This window comes from Nonomuraea antimicrobica, assembly GCF_039536965.1.
Classification (GTDB): domain Bacteria; phylum Actinomycetota; class Actinomycetes; order Streptosporangiales; family Streptosporangiaceae; genus Nonomuraea; species Nonomuraea antimicrobica.
This window is the reverse complement of sequence record NZ_BAAAZP010000124.1, coordinates 29506-48294: the sequence shown is the minus strand read 5'-3', so window position 1 is coordinate 48294 and position 18789 is coordinate 29506. Positions and strand designations below refer to the sequence as shown.

At 71.4% G+C, this 18789-nt stretch carries 14 protein-coding genes; 1 reads left to right on the top strand and 13 read right to left on the bottom strand.

Going from position 1 to position 18789, the window contains the following annotated elements:
- Positions 1-2 precede the first annotated feature (2 nt).
- The gene (locus tag ABD844_RS33785) at positions 3-2636 is read right to left on the bottom strand and encodes a hypothetical protein (protein ID WP_344887003.1); all 2634 of its coding nucleotides are present in this window, start codon (positions 2634-2636) and stop codon (positions 3-5) included.
- Positions 2637-2638: 2 nt separating this feature from the next.
- The gene (locus ABD844_RS33780; RefSeq protein WP_344887001.1) at positions 2639-3529 is read right to left on the bottom strand and encodes a hypothetical protein; all 891 of its coding nucleotides are present in this window, start codon (positions 3527-3529) and stop codon (positions 2639-2641) included.
- Between the two features lie 158 nt (positions 3530-3687).
- Between ABD844_RS33780 and ABD844_RS33775 the strand changes: the two genes are divergently transcribed.
- Complete coding sequence (locus tag ABD844_RS33775) at positions 3688-4458, top strand: helix-turn-helix transcriptional regulator (protein WP_344886999.1); 771 nt, start codon at positions 3688-3690, stop codon at positions 4456-4458.
- Between the two features lie 48 nt (positions 4459-4506).
- Here the strand turns inward: ABD844_RS33775 and ABD844_RS33770 are convergent, their stop codons facing one another.
- From ABD844_RS33770 to ABD844_RS33720, 11 genes are all read right to left on the bottom strand, one after another.
- Positions 4507-5913, bottom strand: coding sequence for an aldehyde dehydrogenase family protein (locus ABD844_RS33770; protein WP_344886997.1), 1407 nt, complete (start codon positions 5911-5913; stop codon positions 4507-4509).
- On the bottom strand, positions 5913-6998 hold the full coding sequence (locus ABD844_RS33765; RefSeq protein ID WP_344886995.1) for an AMP-binding protein: 1086 nt from the start codon (positions 6996-6998) through the stop codon (positions 5913-5915). The genes ABD844_RS33770 and ABD844_RS33765 overlap by 1 nt, the downstream gene beginning before the upstream one ends.
- Before the next feature lie 33 nt (positions 6999-7031).
- Positions 7032-8198, bottom strand: a complete 1167-nt coding sequence (locus ABD844_RS33760; protein ID WP_344887134.1) for a 3-deoxy-7-phosphoheptulonate synthase — start codon at positions 8196-8198, stop codon at positions 7032-7034.
- 13 nt (positions 8199-8211) lie between these two features.
- Positions 8212-8907, bottom strand: a complete 696-nt coding sequence (locus tag ABD844_RS33755) for a hypothetical protein (protein ID WP_344886993.1) — start codon at positions 8905-8907, stop codon at positions 8212-8214.
- Between the two features lie 135 nt (positions 8908-9042).
- Positions 9043-10902, bottom strand: a complete 1860-nt coding sequence (gene asnB / locus ABD844_RS33750; RefSeq protein WP_344886991.1) for an asparagine synthase (glutamine-hydrolyzing) — start codon at positions 10900-10902, stop codon at positions 9043-9045.
- Positions 10903-10945: 43 nt separating this feature from the next.
- On the bottom strand, positions 10946-12223 hold the full coding sequence (locus tag ABD844_RS33745) for an LLM class flavin-dependent oxidoreductase (RefSeq protein WP_344886990.1): 1278 nt from the start codon (positions 12221-12223) through the stop codon (positions 10946-10948).
- 24 nt (positions 12224-12247) lie between these two features.
- Entirely contained in the window at positions 12248-13852 is a 1605-nt protein-coding gene (locus ABD844_RS33740) for an ABC transporter substrate-binding protein (RefSeq protein WP_344886988.1), read from the bottom strand.
- A complete protein-coding gene (locus ABD844_RS33735) occupies positions 13849-15558 on the bottom strand; it encodes an ABC transporter ATP-binding protein (protein ID WP_344886986.1) in 1710 nt (569 codons plus the stop codon). The genes ABD844_RS33740 and ABD844_RS33735 overlap by 4 nt, the downstream gene beginning before the upstream one ends.
- Positions 15555-16385: an ABC transporter permease gene (locus ABD844_RS33730; RefSeq protein ID WP_344886984.1), complete on the bottom strand. Its 831-nt coding sequence runs from the start codon at positions 16383-16385 to the stop codon at positions 15555-15557. The genes ABD844_RS33735 and ABD844_RS33730 overlap by 4 nt, the downstream gene beginning before the upstream one ends.
- Complete coding sequence (locus ABD844_RS33725; RefSeq protein ID WP_344886982.1) at positions 16382-17392, bottom strand: ABC transporter permease; 1011 nt, start codon at positions 17390-17392, stop codon at positions 16382-16384. The genes ABD844_RS33730 and ABD844_RS33725 overlap by 4 nt, the downstream gene beginning before the upstream one ends.
- A complete protein-coding gene (locus ABD844_RS33720; RefSeq protein ID WP_344886980.1) occupies positions 17377-18747 on the bottom strand; it encodes an aspartate aminotransferase family protein in 1371 nt (456 codons plus the stop codon). The genes ABD844_RS33725 and ABD844_RS33720 overlap by 16 nt, the downstream gene beginning before the upstream one ends.
- Positions 18748-18789 lie beyond the last annotated feature (42 nt).

The following is an 18789-nucleotide window of genomic DNA, read 5'->3' as shown; positions in this document are numbered from 1 at the left end:
GATCAGGGCCGATCGGGGGCGCGGAGGTAGGCGAAGGCGAAGTGGGCATCGGCTGGCCGGCGCGCGGCGTCGTAGCAGTGCACGACGATGCGCAGCCTGCCGGGATAGCTGTAGGAGTTCCACGACAGCGCCCGGCACGAACGTGCCTGCGGGCCCACGGCGGCGACGTCGACCAGGTCGGCCGGATAGGTGAACGGGTTCCCGACGGCCTGGTAGTTGACGTCGTACACGCCCGGTGCCGTACGCGCGATGGTCGGCAGTTCGCCGGTGCTGCTCCACGATCTTCTGGTGTCGATGCCGGGCGCCGACGGGTCCCCTGTCGTGCTCGCGTACGCCGCCGGCACGGTGGGATCGTGGTGCGCGCCGACGCCTTCGGTGTAGGACAGCAGCCATGGCGTGCTCCGCGGCTGGAAGTCCGCGCCGGTGCACTCCACGCCGATCCGCAGGGCCGTACCGGTGTCCTCGACGCTCGCCGCGCGGCATCGGGCGCGGGCGCTGTTGAGCGCGGTGACCCGCGCGTATCCGGTGGCGTCGTAGACCTCGCCGACGGCCGTCACCTCGTAGCGGCCTTCACCGGTCCTGCGCACCTCCACCGGGCCGGCGGCGGAGTTGAACGTGTCGTCGTTCACCAGTGGCACCGCGTCGCCGAAACCGCCGATCGTTTGGTAACGGGCCAGGAGCTGCGGCCTCTGGCCGGGACTCGGCCCGCTCGCCCAGACGGCGAACGGCAGGTTCTGCGCCGTTCCCGTGCCGTCGAAGCAGGCCACGTCCAGCAGCTTGTCGGCGCCGCTCCTGGTCACGGAGTCGAGCTGGCACCAGGCGGCGTCGATGTGCCCCCACGAGACACCCGCGCCCGCGTGCGCGACGCCCGGCGTCGTTCCCAGACCTGGCAGCGTCACCGTGTAGCGGCCGGTCGCCGTACGGACCATGGTGGCGTGCCTGCCCGCCTGCGCCGGATCGGCGTCGCGCCGCCAGGTGCCCCATTGCCAGGACGGGTCGAGCGTGACCGCCTCGCCGATCGGCGCCTGGTACTGGAGCGCGCGCGTGGAGGCGTATCCCCAGCTCGCCTCCGGTGGCGCGACGACCCGGACGGTGACGTCGCACGTGGACGCGTGCCGCGGGTCGGCGAGCCAGGTGGCCTGCGGCCACAGTCGGTAGGCGCCGGGTACGGCGTCCGCCGGGGTGGTGACGAGCAGCCGGCCCACGGTGGCCGCCTTGGGATCCAGGTCGGCGGTGTGCCCGCTCCATGACCAGCCCGGCTCCGGTTGCCCGGCCAGGCCCAGGCTGACGGCTCCGGCCTGCTCGCTGGTGTTCTGCACGGGAAGTCGCAGGTCGGCGGTCTGCCCGGCGATGACCTGCACCTCGCGCCGCCGGGTCGGGGTGTACGGGTCGAAGCAGTCCACGGCGGCCCCCGGACCCGGCACGTCGAAGTAGGCCCTCGTCGTCGGCCCGGCCTCCTGGACCATCCGGACCGCGACGTTGCCGGGCGTGCCGTCGCGCCAGGGGCCGTCCATCGTCCGCAGTGGCGTCGCGGGGTCGCTCGCGTCCCAGGCTTCGTAGGTGCACGAGTAGTCCCAGCACGGGCCCTGCAGCCTGATCGGGTAGGCGTCGGGTGCGTCGTTGTAGTACTGGCTCTCGTCGATGCGCCACACGGCCAGGCCGTTGTCACTCACGTCGGCGTCGTAGGTGCCGGGGCGCCGCCACCGGTTCTCGACCAGGAGGTAGTCGTCGGTGCCGCGATCGGGATCGTACAGGAGGAACGCGGTGTCGCTGGTGTCCCAGGCGGGGACGTCGTAGTAGCCGTCCCGCGTCACGATCGTCGGTTTCGCCCAGCCCAGGTGCATCTTGTGCCAGGAGTTGAGCTCCACGTACCACTCGCCGTCGGAGCAGGTGTTCCCCATGACGTCGAAGCCGTGGATGGGGTATCCGTGGAAGTCCCGGTCCAGGCCGAAGGCGGCGTGCATCATCTCGTGGTCGAGAGTGATCTGGTTGACCGCGCTGTTGGCCCAGACGTTGGTCCGGCCGTCCAGGTCGATTCCGTCGAGCGCGGGGCCGGGGGAGACTCCGCGGGCGGCGCCGCATCCTCCGGTGAAGTCGCCGGGGTCGAAGGGCACCGACTGCAGGACCACGATCACCACTTCGTCCTGGCCGAGCCGGCCGTCGCCGTTGCGGTCGAAGGCCGAGTAGTCCACCAGGGGGTCGGCCACGTTCACGCCGTGGCGCATCATCTGCTCGTCGGTGAGCGCCTCCCACTGCGCCAGCGTGAGCCCGTAGTCGACGGTGACGATCCCGTCGTCGTGGACGCCGGAGCTCTCGCGGGCGCGGGTGAGGTCCACCCGGCCGCCGGAGCTCTGCGCGAAGTAGTCGCGCACGCTCGGGTAGCCCGGCCCGAAGTACCGCCGGCCGAGCCAGGCGTCGTCCTTGGCCGCGGGCCAGGGCAGGTCGGTGAAGCCGCCGCGGATGATCAGGACGGGCCGGGTGGTGGCCGCGTTGACCGGCTGGTACCACGGGTAGTGCGGCGCGTGCGGGTGGGCGAAGTCCGGCAGCGGCTCGGGATAGTCCATCGCGGCCGTCAGGGCCACGACCAGCGTCATGATCACCGATGCGACGAGCTTCCTGGCGAGCGCGTAGGGCATGACTACTCCTGCGGGGTCCAGTGCCAGACGGTGTAGGAGATCTTGAGCGGGGCGTCGCCGGTCGGGATGGCGGGGAACCGGATCCCGACGAGGTTGCCCTCGGCGGTGCGGGCGCAGGCCCAGTCACCGGGCGCCAGCTTGCCGACCTCCACCTGGTCGTACTCCCTCGCGGTCAGGGCCTGCGCGCAGTCGTCGGGGCCCGGGCGCGCGTCGACGGGCGTGATCGGGTACTCGCCGCCGCCGGCCGTCCACAACGAGCGGTACGGGCTGACGTACCACAGGTCGCTGGTGGCCGGGTCGATCGTGCCGGTGCGGCCCGATTCGACGTCGAGGTAGTCCTGGTCCCGCAGGGACGCCTCGCCCTCGCGGATCTTCTCCCCGTCCTTCGGCGAGGCCGCGGTCGACGGCGAGGTCCCGGATGACGGTGAGGTTCTGGTCGACGGTGAGGTCCCGGTTGACGGCGAGGTCTCTGTCGAGGGTGCGGCGCCGGTCGAGGGCGCGGTGCCGGTCGAGGACGCGGACGGCGTGACGGGCGCGGTGCCGGCGTCCACGGGAGCGGGCAGCAGGCCCCCGGCGACCGCGTCGGCGTAGTACCGCTGGGTCATCGCGCCGGTCAGCCCGGCGCCGACGGCGATCAGCGCGACCATCACCATGACCCGCAGGCCGACGGGCCGCCCGTGGAGCTGGATCAGCCCCAGCACCCCGGTGAGCACCGACAGCAGACCGGCGACCAGCACCCCGTGCCGCGACTCGGTGGTGACCAGTTGCGCGACCGCCACCACGTCGGCGACCGACCCGAGCCCCGCCAGCGCGGTGGCCCGGCGGACGGCGCCGCGGCCGGACTCGTCGTCCCGCTCCGCCGAAGCGGGCGACCGCCTCTCCGTGGTGTCCACCCACGACCTCCGTACGCCGAATTCCGTGCCCGTTTTACGGCGGACCACAGCGTCCCAAGAAACGGGCCGAATCCGATATACGAAGAAGTTCGTAGTGCCTTTTCACCGCCATTCATGCATCACATGCAGAATCTCCTTCGATCCTGCACACTGCGGTCATGACGGCTTTGTCGGGCCACGACGCCAAACGCCTCCACGACCTCGCGATGGCGATCCTCACCGAGCGCGAACCGGTGCGTGTGTGGCCGCTGCTCATGGAGAGGCTGATCGCCGACCTGCCGGTGGATCTGGCCGTCCTCATCGACCTCGACTGGCGGGCCGGCACCGGCCACGCCCAGACCGGTTCACCCGACTGGCTGTACGAGGCCCCGCTGGACGCGCTGATCCACGCCCACATGCGTGCCCACCCACTGCTGCGTCACTACGCGCACACCCGGGACCGCACCCCGCACTCCCTGGACGAGGTCGCCGACGACCGCTGGTGGAAGAGCGAGGGGTATCGCGCGGGCAAGGCGGCCATCGGGATCGACCGGCAGTTGGCGCTCCCGCTGAACTCCCGCCCCGGACAGATCCGGGGTGTCATCATGAGCCGCAGCGGCCACGGGTTCACCGACCGGGACCTCGAATTCGCCGATCTGGCTCGTTCGCTCCTCGACACGGTGTCCGCGTACGAGAAGGTCGTCCTCGATATGCCGAAACTCGGTGACCCGGCCGAATACGGAATCACGCTCCGCGAAATGGCGGTCCTGGCGCTCCTGGACGAAGGACTGACCGCGCACGCCATCGGCAGCCGGCTCCAGATCACAGAGAAGACCGTGGTCAAGCACAAGGAGAATCTCTACCGCAAACTCGGCGTGCACGATCGGGTCACGGCGCTCAAGAAGGGACGCAGTCTCGGCCTGCTCCCCATCGAGCCGCCCGCGGGCTGACGATCTCCACGTCGCTCCTTGTCACTCGGTGGTGGTCGGGGCGGTGTCTCACGCGGACACGACCGCCTTGTTCCGCATGAGGAAGTCGCCGACGAAGCCCTCGTGGGGGAGCCTGCCGTCGCTGTGCACCGTCGGGACGTTGACGTGGACGTTCTGGATGGTCGGGTCCCCGAGGAGGTCCGTGATCAGGCCGCGGTCGTCGGAGATGGCGTTGACGACGAGCGACTCCCGCAGCGGTCCCAGCCCGTCCGCCCGGCTCCACGGCGCGATCCACACGCAGGGGAAGGGCAGCTCCGCCCCCAGCACGTCGTCGCGCGGGTCGTCGACGGTGAACACCGCGGGCCCGAGCACCACCCCGCCCGCCGGGTGCGGAGTGGCCACCTGGTCGAGGGGGATCTCGGGCCGGGCGTGCGCGGCCCGACGGCGGAGGTGGTCGACGATCGCCCTGGCCGTGTCGTCCGTCACCCGTGGCCCGAGGTGCTCCGGCGTGGTCTGACGGGCCCGCGCCCGCGCGGTCAGCGCCGCGGCGAGGTCCGCGGCGAACCGCGTGTGATCTCCTTCCACGAAGACGGCCGTGGTGTTGACGCAGGCGACGCCCGAGAGCGCGGTGACCGACTCGACGACCGCCTCGACGACCGACTCGACGGCCTCAGGCAGGACGTGCGCGCGGTCGACGAGGGTCTTGGAACGTCCTGGCCCGCCGACCTTGATCGTGGCTGAGCCCTCGTACCTGGTCTTGACGTCGTCGCCGCCGTAGACCAGTCCCAGGTCCGCGCGGCGGAGCAGGGCGGTCGCGCCCGTGTGCGCGGACGGGAGATACACCGCGTCGGTGTCGCGGAATCCAGCCGCGCGAAGGGCCTCCACCACCCGGTACGCCGTGAACGGCTCACGTCGCGACGGTCTCACCGCGACGCGGTATCCGAGTGCGAGGGCTTGCAGCCAGCCGTTCTGGATCGTGGGCAGGTTCCCGGAGAGAACGGCTCCGAGCGTCTCCCCGCGCCGCGTCCACACCCCGCTGCCAGAACGGCGGCCGATGTCGCTCCACGCACGGGCCGACCCGTTCGGCCGGGCCTGGTCCGCGCGTTCCGGCGCCTGCTCGATCGCGTCGGCCACCGCCCGGCTCAACTGCTCGGTCAGGCTCCGGTTGTGGCCCGAGACCCGGGTGACGTGGTCGCAGTGCTCGGCGAACGACAGCCCTCCGAGCACGTCGGTGCGGAAGCGCCGCGCGGCCTCGGCGAGCCGCGCGGCCCGCTCCCGCGGCGGTGGCGCGGGAGCCCGTCGCTGGGCCTGGACCGCCTGGGCGACCAGCAGGTCGGGACAGAGCGAGAGCACCGCCAGCGCGCTGCCGTCGACACCATGGACGGTTTCCACGGCGCGCGTCTCGACCCTGCCGCGATGGGTGAGCGCGGGAAGGCGAATCAGGCGGCCGTCCTGTTCCGGCGGGGCGGTGGTCATCAGTAGACCCCCTCGATCACCCGGTCGCCGTCGAAGGTCGCCAGGGGGCGGATCCCGGTGAGGGCGTCGCCGATCCCGCCCGCGCGGCCCGGCACGCGGACGGCGGAGTCCCGTTCGAGGTTGTTGGGGATGAAGACCCCGCTGCTGAGGTGGCTCATCCGCACCTGGCCGCGCTCGCCGTACGCGACGGGCTCGCCGGTGTCGGGATCGACCACGTTGAACAGGACGAACGGCGAGTACCCGTCGTAGACCGCGTCCGGCGGCGACGCGGTGCCGGGCCGGATCCTGGCCGTGGTCAGGACCATCGTGCTCCCGTAGATGTTGTGGATCACGGCGTCGGGGAAGGCTTCGGCGATCAGGTCATAGGTGTCGTCATCGAGGTGCGCCCCGGCGAGCGCGAGATACCTCAGCGTCCGGCGGAGCCGGTCCGTCAGCTCTTCGTGCAGGAGCAGTTCGGAGAGGATCGGGGGCGTGGTCGTGACCGCCGCGATGTTCTGGCTGCGAATGATGTGGCCCAGTTGCTCGACGAGGTGGGCGACGTAGGCGTCCGGCGCGCCACCGGCCGCGATGAGCTTCTTCACCCAGCGGGGGTCCAGGTCGACGGTGTGCAGCACCGAGCGCAGCGCCCGAGCCTGAAGGCGGGTGGTGTGCCCGAAGGCGTGCGGACCGGACGGCATCGCCACCAGCCAGGGCCGGCCGACGGGGAACCCCGCGCCCGTCAGCTCTTCGGTCTTCCACGCCAGGGCTCGCCGTATCCAGCGCTCGGTGTAGATGAGCCGTTTGGGCGAGCCGGTGGTGCCTCCCGTCTCGAACACCGAGGGCGGGGGCTCGTGTTCGAGGCCGCGGGGGACGAGGTCCTCGATGCTGCTGTCCCGCAGATGGCGCCCGATGTCGGGGAACCGGCTGAGCCCGTCGAACGAGGTGATGTCGGTGATGGGGTCGAAGTCCAGGTCCTCGGCGAGCGTCAGCCAGAGCCTGGAGCCCGTCCGTTCCGAGAAGTGCCAGCGCAACGCCGCCTCGAGGTACTCGCGGGGATCGATCGGGCCGGCGTCGGCGTCCTCCAGGTCCAGGAGTGAGCGCGGCATGGGTCTGTCTCCTTCGTGAGGTTCGGCACGTGGTCAGACGAACCACTGGTCGAGCACATGAGCGGTCTGCTCCGGGTTCAGCCGGGGATCCAGCAACGTGCGGTAACGGGAGGGGTCGGTCGGCTCGCGGTGGTGGTGCGAGCACTCGTACACGTCGTCGGGGGTCGCCTCGAGATGCAGACCGGCCGGGTGCCGCCGCTCGTCCAGCAGGATCTCCTGGAAGCGGCGCAGTTCCGCGACGACGTGCTCGACGTGGCGGGTCTTGAGGCCGCTCCGGCTCGTGATCGTGTTCCCGTGCATCGGGTCGCAGATCCAGTGCACGTGCCGGAGCCGCCGGTGCACGCCGCGGACGACGGGCCGCAGCCGGTCGATGTACTGGTGTCCCATCCGCACGATGAACGTCAGGCGGCCCGGTTCGTCGTGCGGGTTGAGCCGCTGCGCGAGGCGTGCCGCCTCATCGGGCGAGGCGCTCGGGCCGAGCTTCACGCTCACCGGGTTGCTCAACGTCGAGGCGAGCGCGATGTGCGCGCCGTCGCGCTGCCGGGTGCGCTCCCCGATCCAGGGCCAATGCGTGGTCGCGAGATGGTTCCTGGGCGCGTCGTTGCGCAGGAAGCGCAGCTCGTAGTCCAGGAGGAGCAGTTCGTGACTGGTCCAGACGGGCGCGTCGCGGCCGGCGGCGCGGTTGTGGGCGTCGATCACTTCGTAGGCCCGCTGGGCGGCGGCGTGGGCCCGTGCGACGCGGTGCGCCGACGGGATGCGGGCGTCCAGGCTCGCGTGGGGGGAGTTCACGATCGGGCCGCGAAAGCTCGGGAGCGCCACGCCGTCGACGATCTCGTGGTCGCTCGAGCGCGGCTTGGCGTACTGGCCGGCGAGGCGGCCGACCGCGATGACCTCGCGACCGGTGCGGTGGCGCAGCCGGGACCTGGCCTCGTCGAGGAATCCCAGCTTCTGGCGGGTGACCGCGCCGACGTCTTCGTCGATGTCCTCGACGCAGTCGCCGAGTTGCAGGACGAGTCCGCCGGACTCCAGCCCGGCGAGAGCGATCCACAGCTCGTCCACGGAGTCACGTGTGACGAGGTCGTCCTGCGGCAGGGAGCGCAGGACGGCGTGGAGTTCGTCCCGATCGGGCCAATCGGGCTGTTGCCGGGCGGGCAGCCGGCGGAAGTGCACCCAGTCACGGGTCTCCACCAAGGAGCTCATGTCGGACACGGCCTCAGTCCTCGCCGCCCTGGGCGGTGCCCTGACCGGTGTCATGACCCGGGCTCTGGCCGGAGGCCGTCCACAGGCAGCCGTGACCGTGCTCGCCGTCGGTCAGCTCGCACCGCGCGCGCAGCCCCTTGTTGGTGATCATCGCGGTCGTGGCGGGCACGCAGTACTCGCACGGGGACTGCAGGGTGATCGTGACCCCGCGTCTTCGCGCGAGCTCGCGGTAGTCCCAGATCGCGCAGTGGCGGATCTTCAGGACCGCGCGGCTCTCGTCACGTTCGACCCATTCGACCTCTGACCGGTAGAGGTCGGCCTGGTCGTGCAGCCGTTGGAGCGGCACGGCGGCGTCGTGCCGGGGCGCGGCGTCGACCGCGGCGTAGACGGCGCTGTTGGCGGCGGCCCAGGCGGCGAGCTGGTCGTGACCGAACCGCGACACCACGAACTGCTCCATCAACGCCTGTGCCCGGAAGAACGCCGCCTTCCAGTCGGACTCCCCGGCACCGGCCCGCGGCAGGGACTCGAAGATCGCGTGCTTCACATGGAGCAGTTCGTGCATGAACGCTCCGGCGCGGCTCTCCACGACGAACCGGGTGAGACCCGCCTCCGCTTCGAAGAGGCGTCGCCTCCACAGCGCGCTCCGGCGATCCCCGCCGGCCACGATCGTGGGCTCCCGGCAAGCCGGGTCGTACGCGGAATCCGTCATGACTCCTCCTTCGATGTCGTTCGTGTCGTTCGGTGTCGTTCGGTGTCCAAGTCGGTCAGTGGCTCGTCAGTAACGCCAGAGGCGGCCGGCGACGACCGCCTCGTCACTGCCTGCCGTCATGTCGATCTCGTGGCTTCACGCCACGAGCCGCGGTCGGTACTGGCGGAACCACGAGGCGAAGTTGAGGATGACCTCGCCCTCGAAGTTGCTCACCAATCCGTGCGACCTCGCGGCGTTCGCGATCTCGCGCGGATCGAGCAGGCGCTCGGCGAAGATCTCCCTCAGGTCGCCGGGAGGGGCGGTCACGACCTCGGTGACCTGCCGCGCGATGCGCTGCGAATAGTCGGGATCGGGGGTCGTCGGATAGGGGGACTTCTGCCGCTCCAGCACGCTCGGCGGCAGGAGTCCCTTGGCCGCGTCGCGAAGAACGCCCTTCTCGCGCCCTCCTGCGTTGTGCACGTCCCGCGGCAGGGTCACGGCGTGCTCCACGATGCGGTGGTCGCAGAAGGGAACGCGGATCTCCAGGCCACTGGCCATGCTGAGCCGGTCGCTCCTGTCCAGCAGCATCGGCAGGAAATAGGTGAGGCCGAGGTAGATGATCTCGCGGTGCCTGCGCTCCTCGCGGCTCAACCCCGGGTGGAAGCCGAGGCCGCCGAGCGCCGTGGCGTACTCGTCGTGCAGGTACTCCTCCAGGCGCAGCTTCTCGACGAGTTCCGGGGCCAGCGTGCCCAGCACCCGCTGGTGGAGGTAGCCGTGGGCGGGGCTGTCGGCGATCCACGGGAAGGTGGGGGCCCAGACGGCCCGCGGATCATGGAACCACCGATATCCGCCGAGAATCTCGTCGGCGGCCTCTCCCGACAGCGCGACGGTGGCGTGCCTGCGGATCTCCGCGCACAGGAGCAGCAGGCTCATCTCGAGGTCGCCGAAGCCGTTCGGCAGGTCCCGCGCGCGGACGGCGGCGTCCCGCACCGCGACGTCCGACAGCTTCGCGGCGTCCAGGACGACGTTGGAATGCGTCGATCCGATGAACGCGGCCGCCTCGCGCGCGTACCGCCGGTCGAGCGCCGAGCGGGAGTCCACGGCGCCCGCGGCGTCGGAGAAGTCGACCGAGAACGACCCCACGCCGCGATGCCCCGGGAGGCCGTTGGCGAGAGCGGTCACCACGGAGGAGTCCAGCCCGCCGGAGAGCAGGGAGCACAGCGGCACGTCGGCGATCGTCTGCCGCGCGACGGTGTCCTCCAGCAGGAAGCGCAACCGGTCCACCGAGTCGTCGAGGCTCGCCGGGCGGTCGGTCCGGGTGATGACCTCCCGCAGGTCCCAGTACTGGGTGCGGCGCACACCGTCGCGGGAGAAGGACAGGATCTGACCGGGGAGCACCTCCGCCACACCCCGGTACGGGTTCGCCCCAGGAAACTTGATCAGCGGCAGGACCAACTGCCTGAGCCCGTCCTCGTCGATGACGGTGGGCACCTCGGGGTGGGCGAGGATCCCCTTCGCCTCGGACGCGAAGATCAACCGGCCGGTCGTCAGGTGGTAGTGCAGCGGCTTGACCCCCAGGTGGTCGCGTACCAGCCAGAGGGTCTCGTGGTCGTCGTCCCAGACGGCGAAGGCGAAGATCCCGTTGAAGCGCTCGACGGCCTGCGGGCCCCACTCCGCCCAGGCGTTGAGCACCACCTCCGTGTCGCTGTGCGTACGGAAGCGGTGCCCGCGCGCCACGAGTTCGGCACGGAGTTCGCGATAGTTGTACAGCTCTCCGTTGTAGGTCAGGACGAGCCGGCTGCTGCCGGCTGACGGCCCGCCCAGCGTCATCGGCTGGCCGCCGGTCGCGAGGTCGATGACCGAGAGCCGCCGGTGCGCCAGGATCGCCCGGGGGGAGCTCCAGATGCCGGCTCCGTCGGGGCCGCGGCTCGTCTGGGAGTCGTTCATCCGCTCCGCGATCGATCGGGCGTCCGGGGGGAGCCCCGAGTAGTCCACCCAGCCGGCTATTCCGCACATGTCTGCCCCTTCTTGAAGGCGGTCGTCTTGACGGCGGTCATCGTCAGGCGACGCCGAGCAGGCGCGGCAGGACGCGGTCGCAGACCGTGGTGAACTCGTTGCCGAGGATCAACTGGAATCCGTCCACGCCTCCCTCGTCGTACCAGCGCCGCAGTTCGTCGCCGATCTGCTCCGCGGTCCCGGCGAACTGGGCGTGCTCGCCGAGGGGCGCCACCGCGAGCGCGAAGTCGGCCACGCTCTGGCCCGGCGTTCGCGCGACGTCCCAGGCCGGCAGGTAGCGCGAGCCGAACCTGGCGAACACGACGTCGGGGTCGTCGTCGATCACGTCCTCCGGCAACGGGTCCGATGGCCGCAGCCCGTGCAGCCGAAGGGCCGGGAACCGGGAGCGGACCTGCGCCAGCGCCGCGTCGGCGAAGGGCGTGCGAGGGGGCTGCCGCCGCGTCCACGTGGCCGGCCCGGCACCTGGGTCGAGGACGTGGATGAAGGCGCCGGGCAGCAGCGCCACGCTGTCCTCGTCGCGCCCGGCGCGCCGCACCTCCCGGCGCAGGATGCGGCGCAACTCCCGCGCGGCCGCGAGCGTGGGGGTTCCCGCGAACACGGCGTCGGCGGTGCGGGCCGCGAGCCGCAGTCCTTCCAGGGACGAGGTCGCCTGAAGGGTGAAGGGGAAGTCGGAGGAGTAGGGCGCGGTGTCGATGGGCCCGTGCTGCTCGTAGAACTCGCCGATGTGGTCGACATCGGCGATCAGCTCACCGTCGACGAACCGCCCGCCGGCGACGTCGAGCACGTTGGCCTTGGGCGGCCAGCTCGCCCACAGGCGTCGTGCGACGTGGAGGAACTCCTCGGTCTGCAGGTGGCGCTGCCCGGCCGGGACGTCGCGTTTCATGCCGATGGCAGTGCCGTCCCGGAAGGAGGAGACCACGTTCACCCAGGCCCGGCCGCCGGCGATCCGGTCGAGACTGGCCAGGTTGCGGGCGAAGGTGAACGGGTGCGTGTACAGCGTGGAGACCGTGGGCATCACGGCGATGCGGGAGGTGGCGCTCGCGACGAGCGCCGACAACTGGAAGGGCTCGAACGCGGAGAGCGGCGGGCCGTCCCTGAGCCGTTCCCGGACCACTCCGGAGAAGTCGGCCTGGAAGATGGCGTGAAACCCGGCGGCCTCGGCCTGTTGCGCCTGTCGGACGAAGGTGGCGACCTCGAACGGCGAGTGGGCGCGCCCTTCGGCGCTGCGCCAGTCGTGGCTCGACGTCAGGTACTGGGAGTTGAGCAGCACTGTCGGAGTCGCCGGTCTCGGCGCGTTGAGGTCTTGCCTGAACTCGTTCATCACGGCCTCTCGGAAGTCGCGGGCTCAGCTCTTCTCGACGCGATAGAAGATGGGCTCCCAGGAGTTGATCGGGAAGGTCAGTCCCTTCACCGAGTTCCGGACGAGGAGCACTTGGGAGGAGTCGTAGAGCGGGATGCCGTAGCCCTCCTCGAGGATCTTCTCCACGGCTTCGTCGACGATCTGGTGGCGCCTGTCCTGGTCGAGCGTGCCGGCCTGCTCGGCGAGCAGGTCGTCGATCTCCTGCCGGGGCGCCAGCCCCTGGTAGACGGTCAGCCGCGTGGAGTAGTAGGCGGCGATGCCGTCGGCGTCCCCGCGCGCGGCGCCCTGGGCGATGGCGAGCTGCCACTTGCCCGAGTTGCGTAGATCGGTCTGCTGGGCGGTGGAGATCGGCGCGAGTCGCAGCGCGATCCCCAGCTCTTTGAGCTGTGTCTGCACGTACTCCCAGCCGGACTGGACGGCCCCGATGGATCCGCTGACGAACTCGAGGCTGAACTCCAACCGCCGCTCGCCCTTCACCCGGACGCCGTCGGCGCCTACGACCCAGCCCGCGTCGTCCAGGATGCGGCGGCTCAGGTCCGGGTCGTAGCGGATGAGGTCGCTGCGGTCGCGGTAGTAGGGGTGCCCGCGCGACACCACGTCGGTCGCGGGTTCGACCCCGCTGCCGTAGAAGGAGGAGACCAGTTCCTGCCGGTTGATCCCGTGCTGGAGTGCCTGTCGCACCGCCGGATCCGCGAGCACGGGATCGCTGGTGTTGGGCAGGAAACTGTTCACGACTCCCCGGTTGGGGGCCAGCACACTGGTGACGTCGGCGTGGCCCTTGGCCTGGTTCACCCCGGTCTGGAAGATCGAGTACGCCACGTCGTAGTCGCCCGCGATCAGCCCGGCCGCGCGCCCGCTCTCCTCGGGGACGATCTGGATCGTCAGCCGGTCGAGCGCCGCCTCCCCGGTCCGGCCGAAGGCCGTCGGCGCCCAGTTGTAGCCCGCGCGTTTCACGTACTCGACGCGTTCGCCCGGCACCGTACGGTCGAGGACGAACGGGCCGGAGCCGATCGTCCCCTCCGCGCATCGCTGCTCCGGCGTCCTGGCGAGAGACGCGGGGGCGATGACACCGAACTGGCCTTCGGTGTTGGCCTGGAGGAAACCGGCGTTGGGCGCGGTGAACACGACCCGCACCGTCCGCTCGTCCACGGCCTCCGCGCGGTCGAAACCGCGCAGGTAGGCGCCGGCCGTGGGCGACACGCCCTGCTCGGCGAACCGCCACAGCGTCGCGAAGTTGTCCGCGACGACCTTCGCGGTCAGCCGCTCACCATTGCTGAACGTCACGCCTTGGCGGATCGTGAACTCGTAGCTCCGGCCGCCGTCGTCGACCTTCCACGACTCGGCCAGATACGGCTCCAGCTCGCCGCTGCCGGGGTTCACGCTGAGCAGCGTGTCGAGCACCTGCCTGCCGAAGATCGCGACGGGGTTGGACTGGGCGTAGTCCAGGCAGTCCGGATACGCCCCGTAGGCGACGCGCAGGTGGGCGCCCGGTCCGGCCGCGGACTCCGCGTTGCCGCCGGTGGCGCAGCCGGCGAGCAGGACGGTCGCGCCGAGAGCCGCTAACAGGCCGACCATGGGTCGACGGGTCATGACAGTGCTGTCCTTTCCGATGGGGACGAGGCGGGCGGGGATGAGACGGGCGGGGGGCCGAGGGGCGAGGGGCGGGGCAGGGCGAGTGGGGGCACCGCGTCGAGGAGCGAACGGGTGTAGGGGCTGGCGGGCCGGTCGAACACCTCACCGGCAGGCCCGTACTCCGCCACGCGCCCGCGGCGCATGACGAGCACCTCGTCCGCCATCGCCCGGACGACGCCGAGGTCGTGGGAGACGAGGAGATAGGCGATGCCGAGCCGTTCCTGCAGGCCGATCAGCAGCCGCAGGAGCTCGTACTGCACGGCCTGGTCGAGTGCGGAGACGGGTTCGTCGAGAGCGACCACGTCGGGTTCGAGCGCGAGCGCCCTGGCGATCGCGACGCGCTGTTGCTGCCCGCCGGACAACTGCGCGGGACGCCGGTCGGCGACCTCCTCCGGCAGGCCGACCTGCCGGATCAGCTCGCGCGCCCGCTCGGCGCGCGAGGCGGGGGTGCCGACGCGATGCGCCTCCAAGGGCTCGGCGACGACACGGCCGACGCGGAGGGCGGGATTCAGGCTGCTCGCGGGATTCTGGTAGACGAGCTGTACGCGCCGGGTGAACGCCGTGCCGGCCCTCGCGCGCGAGGGCTGCGCCGCGCCCTGCAGCAGCACCGTTCCCGCGTCGGGCCGCTCCAGCCCGGTGATCAGGCGGAGCAGCGTGGACTTCCCCGCACCGGACTCTCCGACGATCGCGATGCTCCGGCCGCGGCGCAGCCGGATGCCGACGTCCTGGACGGCGTCGGTTCTCTCGCGTCCTCTCCCGCCGGCGTACGACTTGCTGAGTCCCCTGGCCTCCAGGACGACCGGGGGAGGGTCCGCCGGCTTCGGCTGCGGGCGGGGCGGCAACCTGCTGGGCAGGGAGGTCAGCAACTGCCGGGTGTAGGGGTCCTGGGGATCGCCCAGGACCGCGGGGACGGGGCCGGACTCGACGACGCGCCCGTGACGGACGACGAGGAGATGGTCGGCGCGCTCGGCGGCCACGGCGAGGTCGTGGGTGACGAGCAGCAGCCCCAGGCTTCGCTCCGTCCGCAACGTGTCGAACAGATCGAGCACCCGCCGCTGCACCGTGGTGTCCAGGTTCGAGGTGGGTTCGTCGGCGAGCAGCAGCCGTGGCCGGCCGACGAGCGCGAGCCCGATGAGGATGCGCTGGCGCAGACCCCCGGACAGTTCGTGCGGGTACTGCCGCAGCCGCAGCTCCGGCCGGTCGACCCCCACGGCCTGGAGCGTCTCGATCGTGCGCCGCCTGCTCTCGGCCCTGTCCCCGATCCGCAGGAAGTGGCGGTGCAGCTCGGCGAAGTTCCGCTCGATCCGGACGAGCGGGTCCAGCGCCCTGGCCGGATCCTGGGGGACGAGGCCCACGGCCCGCCCGCGAAGCTCGCGGGGATCGTCCACGGCGTGGGAGAGACCGGTGTCGTCGCCGATCTCCAGCGCCCGGTAGCGCACCTCCGCTTCCCGTGGCAGCAGGCCGAGGAGCGCGTGCAGCGTCGTCGACTTGCCCGAGCCCGACTCGCCGACGATGGCCACCGTCTGGCCGCCGGAGACCGTGACCGACAGGTCCGCGACGGCCGCGACGGGAGCCACGCCCCGGCGGCCCGGGTAGGTGACGCTGAGGCGGTCGAGGCGCAGCAACGGCGGATGCGACGCGTTCCGCTCGCGCGGGGCGTTCACACGAGCCCCACTTCTGACAGGCCCAGCGCGCGGCCGATGCGGTGCAGCGCCAGCACGACGCCCGCGAGCACGGCGCCGGGCAGCACGGTCAGCCACCACGCGGTGGCGAAGTGGTCGCGCCCCGCGGCGATCATGTTTCCCCACTCGGGGTCGGGCGGCCTCGTGCCGTAGCCGAGGAAGCTGAGCGCGGACACCGCCAGCACCATGCTCGCCAGCTCCAGCGCGGCGAGCGCGGTGATCGGTCCTTTGGCGTGGGGGAGCACGTGGCGCGTCAGGATGCGGTGCCGGGGCAGTCCGTAACCGCCGGCGGCTTCCACGAACGTCTGGGAGCTGACCCGGAGCACCTCGGCCCGGGTGACCCGGGCGAAGGCCGGCACCGACGCGATGCCGATGGCGACCGCGAGCTTGACCGGCCCCGCGCCCAGCCCGGACACGATCAACAGCGAGATCAGCAGGGAGGGCAGCGCCAGCAGGACGTCGACGCCCGCCATCAGCACGCGGTCGACGAGGCCGCCCAGGTAGCCCGCGAGCAGGCCGATCAGGATGCTCAGGCCGAACGCGAGGACGAGTGCGAGCAACGCGGTGGACAGGCTCGTCTGGGCCCCATGCACGACGCGGCTGAGCTGGTCGCGTCCCAGCTCGTCGGTGCCGAACGGATAATCGAAGGAGGGCGGCAGCAACCGCTGTGACACGTCCACGGCGAGCGGGTCTCCGGGCGCGACGACGCCGGGAAAGAGGGTCGCGAAACCGACGATAGCCAGGAAGGCCGTGGCGCCGTACCGGGCCGAGGTCCTGCGGCGGGTACGCACGCCGATCGCGGCGGTCATCGGGCGGCCCCCGTCACGCGCGTCCTGAGCCGGGGATCGATGACCGGGTACAGCAGGTCGACGACGAGGTTCACCGCCCCGAACACGACGCCGGCCAGCGCCGCGATCGCGAGGACCACGGGCGCGTCCTGCGTCTCGACCGAGGCCACGAGCAGCCGGCCGAGCCCTTCGCGGGCGAAGACCGTCTCGGTGATCACCGTGCCCACCAGGACGCCGCCCACGGTGAGCCCCATCAGCGTCAGGAACGGCAGCAGCGCGTTGCGCACCACGTGCCCGAGGTACACGCGCCGCCAGGGCAGCCCTCGGGCGTGCAGCAACGCCACGAAGCCGGCGCCCTGGACGTCGTCCAGGCTGCGCACCAGTACGGCCGTCAGCATGGCGGAGACCGGCAGCGCCAGCGCGACCGCGGGCAGCACCAGCCCCGCCGGGCCGCTCCCGCCCGTGGCCGGCAGCCACCGCAGCTCGAACGAGAACACCTGCAGCAACAGCAGACCGAGCCAGAAGGCCGGGATGGCGGAGATGAGCGCCGGCACGTTCACCAGAACCCGGTGAACCACACTGCCGCGCCGCCACGACGTCAGCAGCCCCAGGGCGAGGGAGAACGGGATGGCCAGCGCGAGCGCGAACCCGGCCAGCGCCAGCGTGCTCGGCGCCACGGCGGCGAGCACCTGGAGTACCGGCCTGCCCGACTGGAAGGACACGCCCAGGTCGCCGGAGAGGAACTGCCCGAGCGTGGCCGCGTACCGGACCGGCAGCGGCTGGTCGAGGCCGTAACGCGCGCGCAACGCCGCGAGCTGCTCGGGGGTGCTTCCTCCCGCCCCCAGCGACCTGCGGTCCAGCATCAGCGCGACGGGGTCGCTGGGAAGCGCGTAGAGCAGGAAGTAGGCCAGCGTGTAGACCGCCAGAACGACCGCGACGAAGTACCCGATCCGGCGCGACACGTACACCCCGAACGACCGCTGGGTGCCGGCTTGCCCGGATCGAGCCGCGGTCAGAGGCGCTGCCATGCGGCGGCCAGGACCGAGCGGAGCACCTGCTCGATGAACTCGAACTCGGGCTCGCCGACGATCGCCGGGGGAGCGAGCAGGACGGCCGGGTCCCCGCGCTCGTCGAGCCGCGCGTGCAACCCCGCCTCGCGCAGCGCGGGCGCCAGGAACTCGTCCAGCAGCCGCCGTCGTTCGGCCGGCGTGAAGGTCTCCCGTGTCGCCCGGTCCTTCACCAGCACGACGCCCCAGAAGTAGCCGGCGCCGCGGACGTCCCCGACGATCGGGAGATCGAGCAGGCCGGACAGCGCGGAACGGAACCGGTCCTCGTTCGCGCGGACCCGCTCGTTGAGCTTCTCCCGCTCGAAGATCGCCAGGTTCTCCAGGCCGACGGCCGCGGCGACGGGGTGGCCGGCGAAGGTGAGGCCGTGCGCGAAGGTGTTCTCCTTCTTCGTGAACGGCTCGAACAGCCGGTCGCTCACGATCACCGCCCCTGACGGGATGTATCCGGACGTGATGCCCTTCGCTCCCGTGATGATGTCGGGGGTGACGCCGAAACGGTTGATCGCGAAGTAGTCGCCGATGCGGCCGAACGCGGTGATCACCTCGTCGGCGACGAGGACGACGCCGTACCTGTCGGCGATCTCGCGCACCCGCTCCAGGTAGCCCTTGGGCGGCGGGATCGCGCCTCCGGAGTTCTGCACGGGCTCCAGGAAGATCGCGGCGACCGTCTCCGGGCCTTCGAACTCGATGGCCTCCGCGATCCGGTCGGCGGCCCACCGGCCGTAGGCCTCTTCGTCGTCGCGCAGGTGCTCGGGTCCTCGGTAGATGTCGGTGGCGGGGACCTTGTGCGCGCCGGGGACCAGCGGCTCGAACGGCGTGCGCACCGGCGGCAGCGAGGTGATCGACAACGCGCCGTGAGTCGTCCCGTGGTAGGCCAGCGCGCGGCTGACCACCTTGTGCCGTGCGGGTTGCCCGATCGCCTTGAAGTACTGCTTGACCAGCTTCCACGCGGTCTCGACGCTCTCGCTGCCGCTGTTGGTGAAGAAGACGCGGTTCAGGTCGCCGGGCGCCCGCTCGGCCAGCGCCTCGGCCAGCTCCGCCGCGCGCGGGTGGACGGAGTTCCAGATCGGGAAGTAGTCGAGTTCGCGGATCTGCCGCGCGGCCGCCTCGGCGAGTTCGGGCCGCCCGTGACCGGCGTTGACCGCGAAGAGCCCCGACAGGCCGTCGAGATACCTGCGCCCCTTGTCGTCCCAGAAGTAGGCGCCCTCGGCGCGGGTCACGACAGGTACTTCGCCGCCCGCGTGGAGCGCCGCGTGGTTGGTGAAGTGCAGCCAGAGATGGTCGCGCGCTTTTTGCCGCACGTGGTTGTCAGTCATGTCATTCCTTACTCATGAGAGCATGGCGAACCTGTCCGGAAC

What these genes read in the sequence shown, in the direction of transcription:
- ABD844_RS33785 (WP_344887003.1), bottom strand. Translation starts at nt 2,636, where the DNA reads ATGCCCTACGCGCTCGCCAGGAAGCTCGTCGCATCGGTGATCATGACG.
- ABD844_RS33775 (WP_344886999.1), top strand. Translation starts at nt 3,688, where the DNA reads ATGACGGCTTTGTCGGGCCACGACGCCAAACGCCTCCACGACCTCGCG.
- ABD844_RS33770 (WP_344886997.1), bottom strand. Translation starts at nt 5,913, where the DNA reads ATGACCACCGCCCCGCCGGAACAGGACGGCCGCCTGATTCGCCTTCCC.
- ABD844_RS33765 (WP_344886995.1), bottom strand. Translation starts at nt 6,998, where the DNA reads ATGCCGCGCTCACTCCTGGACCTGGAGGACGCCGACGCCGGCCCGATC.
- ABD844_RS33760 (WP_344887134.1), bottom strand. Translation starts at nt 8,198, where the DNA reads ATGAGCTCCTTGGTGGAGACCCGTGACTGGGTGCACTTCCGCCGGCTG.
- ABD844_RS33755 (WP_344886993.1), bottom strand. Translation starts at nt 8,907, where the DNA reads ATGACGGATTCCGCGTACGACCCGGCTTGCCGGGAGCCCACGATCGTG.
- asnB (WP_344886991.1), bottom strand. Translation starts at nt 10,902, where the DNA reads ATGTGCGGAATAGCCGGCTGGGTGGACTACTCGGGGCTCCCCCCGGAC.
- ABD844_RS33745 (WP_344886990.1), bottom strand. Translation starts at nt 12,223, where the DNA reads ATGAACGAGTTCAGGCAAGACCTCAACGCGCCGAGACCGGCGACTCCG.
- ABD844_RS33740 (WP_344886988.1), bottom strand. Translation starts at nt 13,852, where the DNA reads ATGACCCGTCGACCCATGGTCGGCCTGTTAGCGGCTCTCGGCGCGACC.
- ABD844_RS33730 (WP_344886984.1), bottom strand. Translation starts at nt 16,385, where the DNA reads ATGACCGCCGCGATCGGCGTGCGTACCCGCCGCAGGACCTCGGCCCGG.
- ABD844_RS33725 (WP_344886982.1), bottom strand. Translation starts at nt 17,392, where the DNA reads ATGGCAGCGCCTCTGACCGCGGCTCGATCCGGGCAAGCCGGCACCCAG.
- ABD844_RS33720 (WP_344886980.1), bottom strand. Translation starts at nt 18,747, where the DNA reads ATGACTGACAACCACGTGCGGCAAAAAGCGCGCGACCATCTCTGGCTG.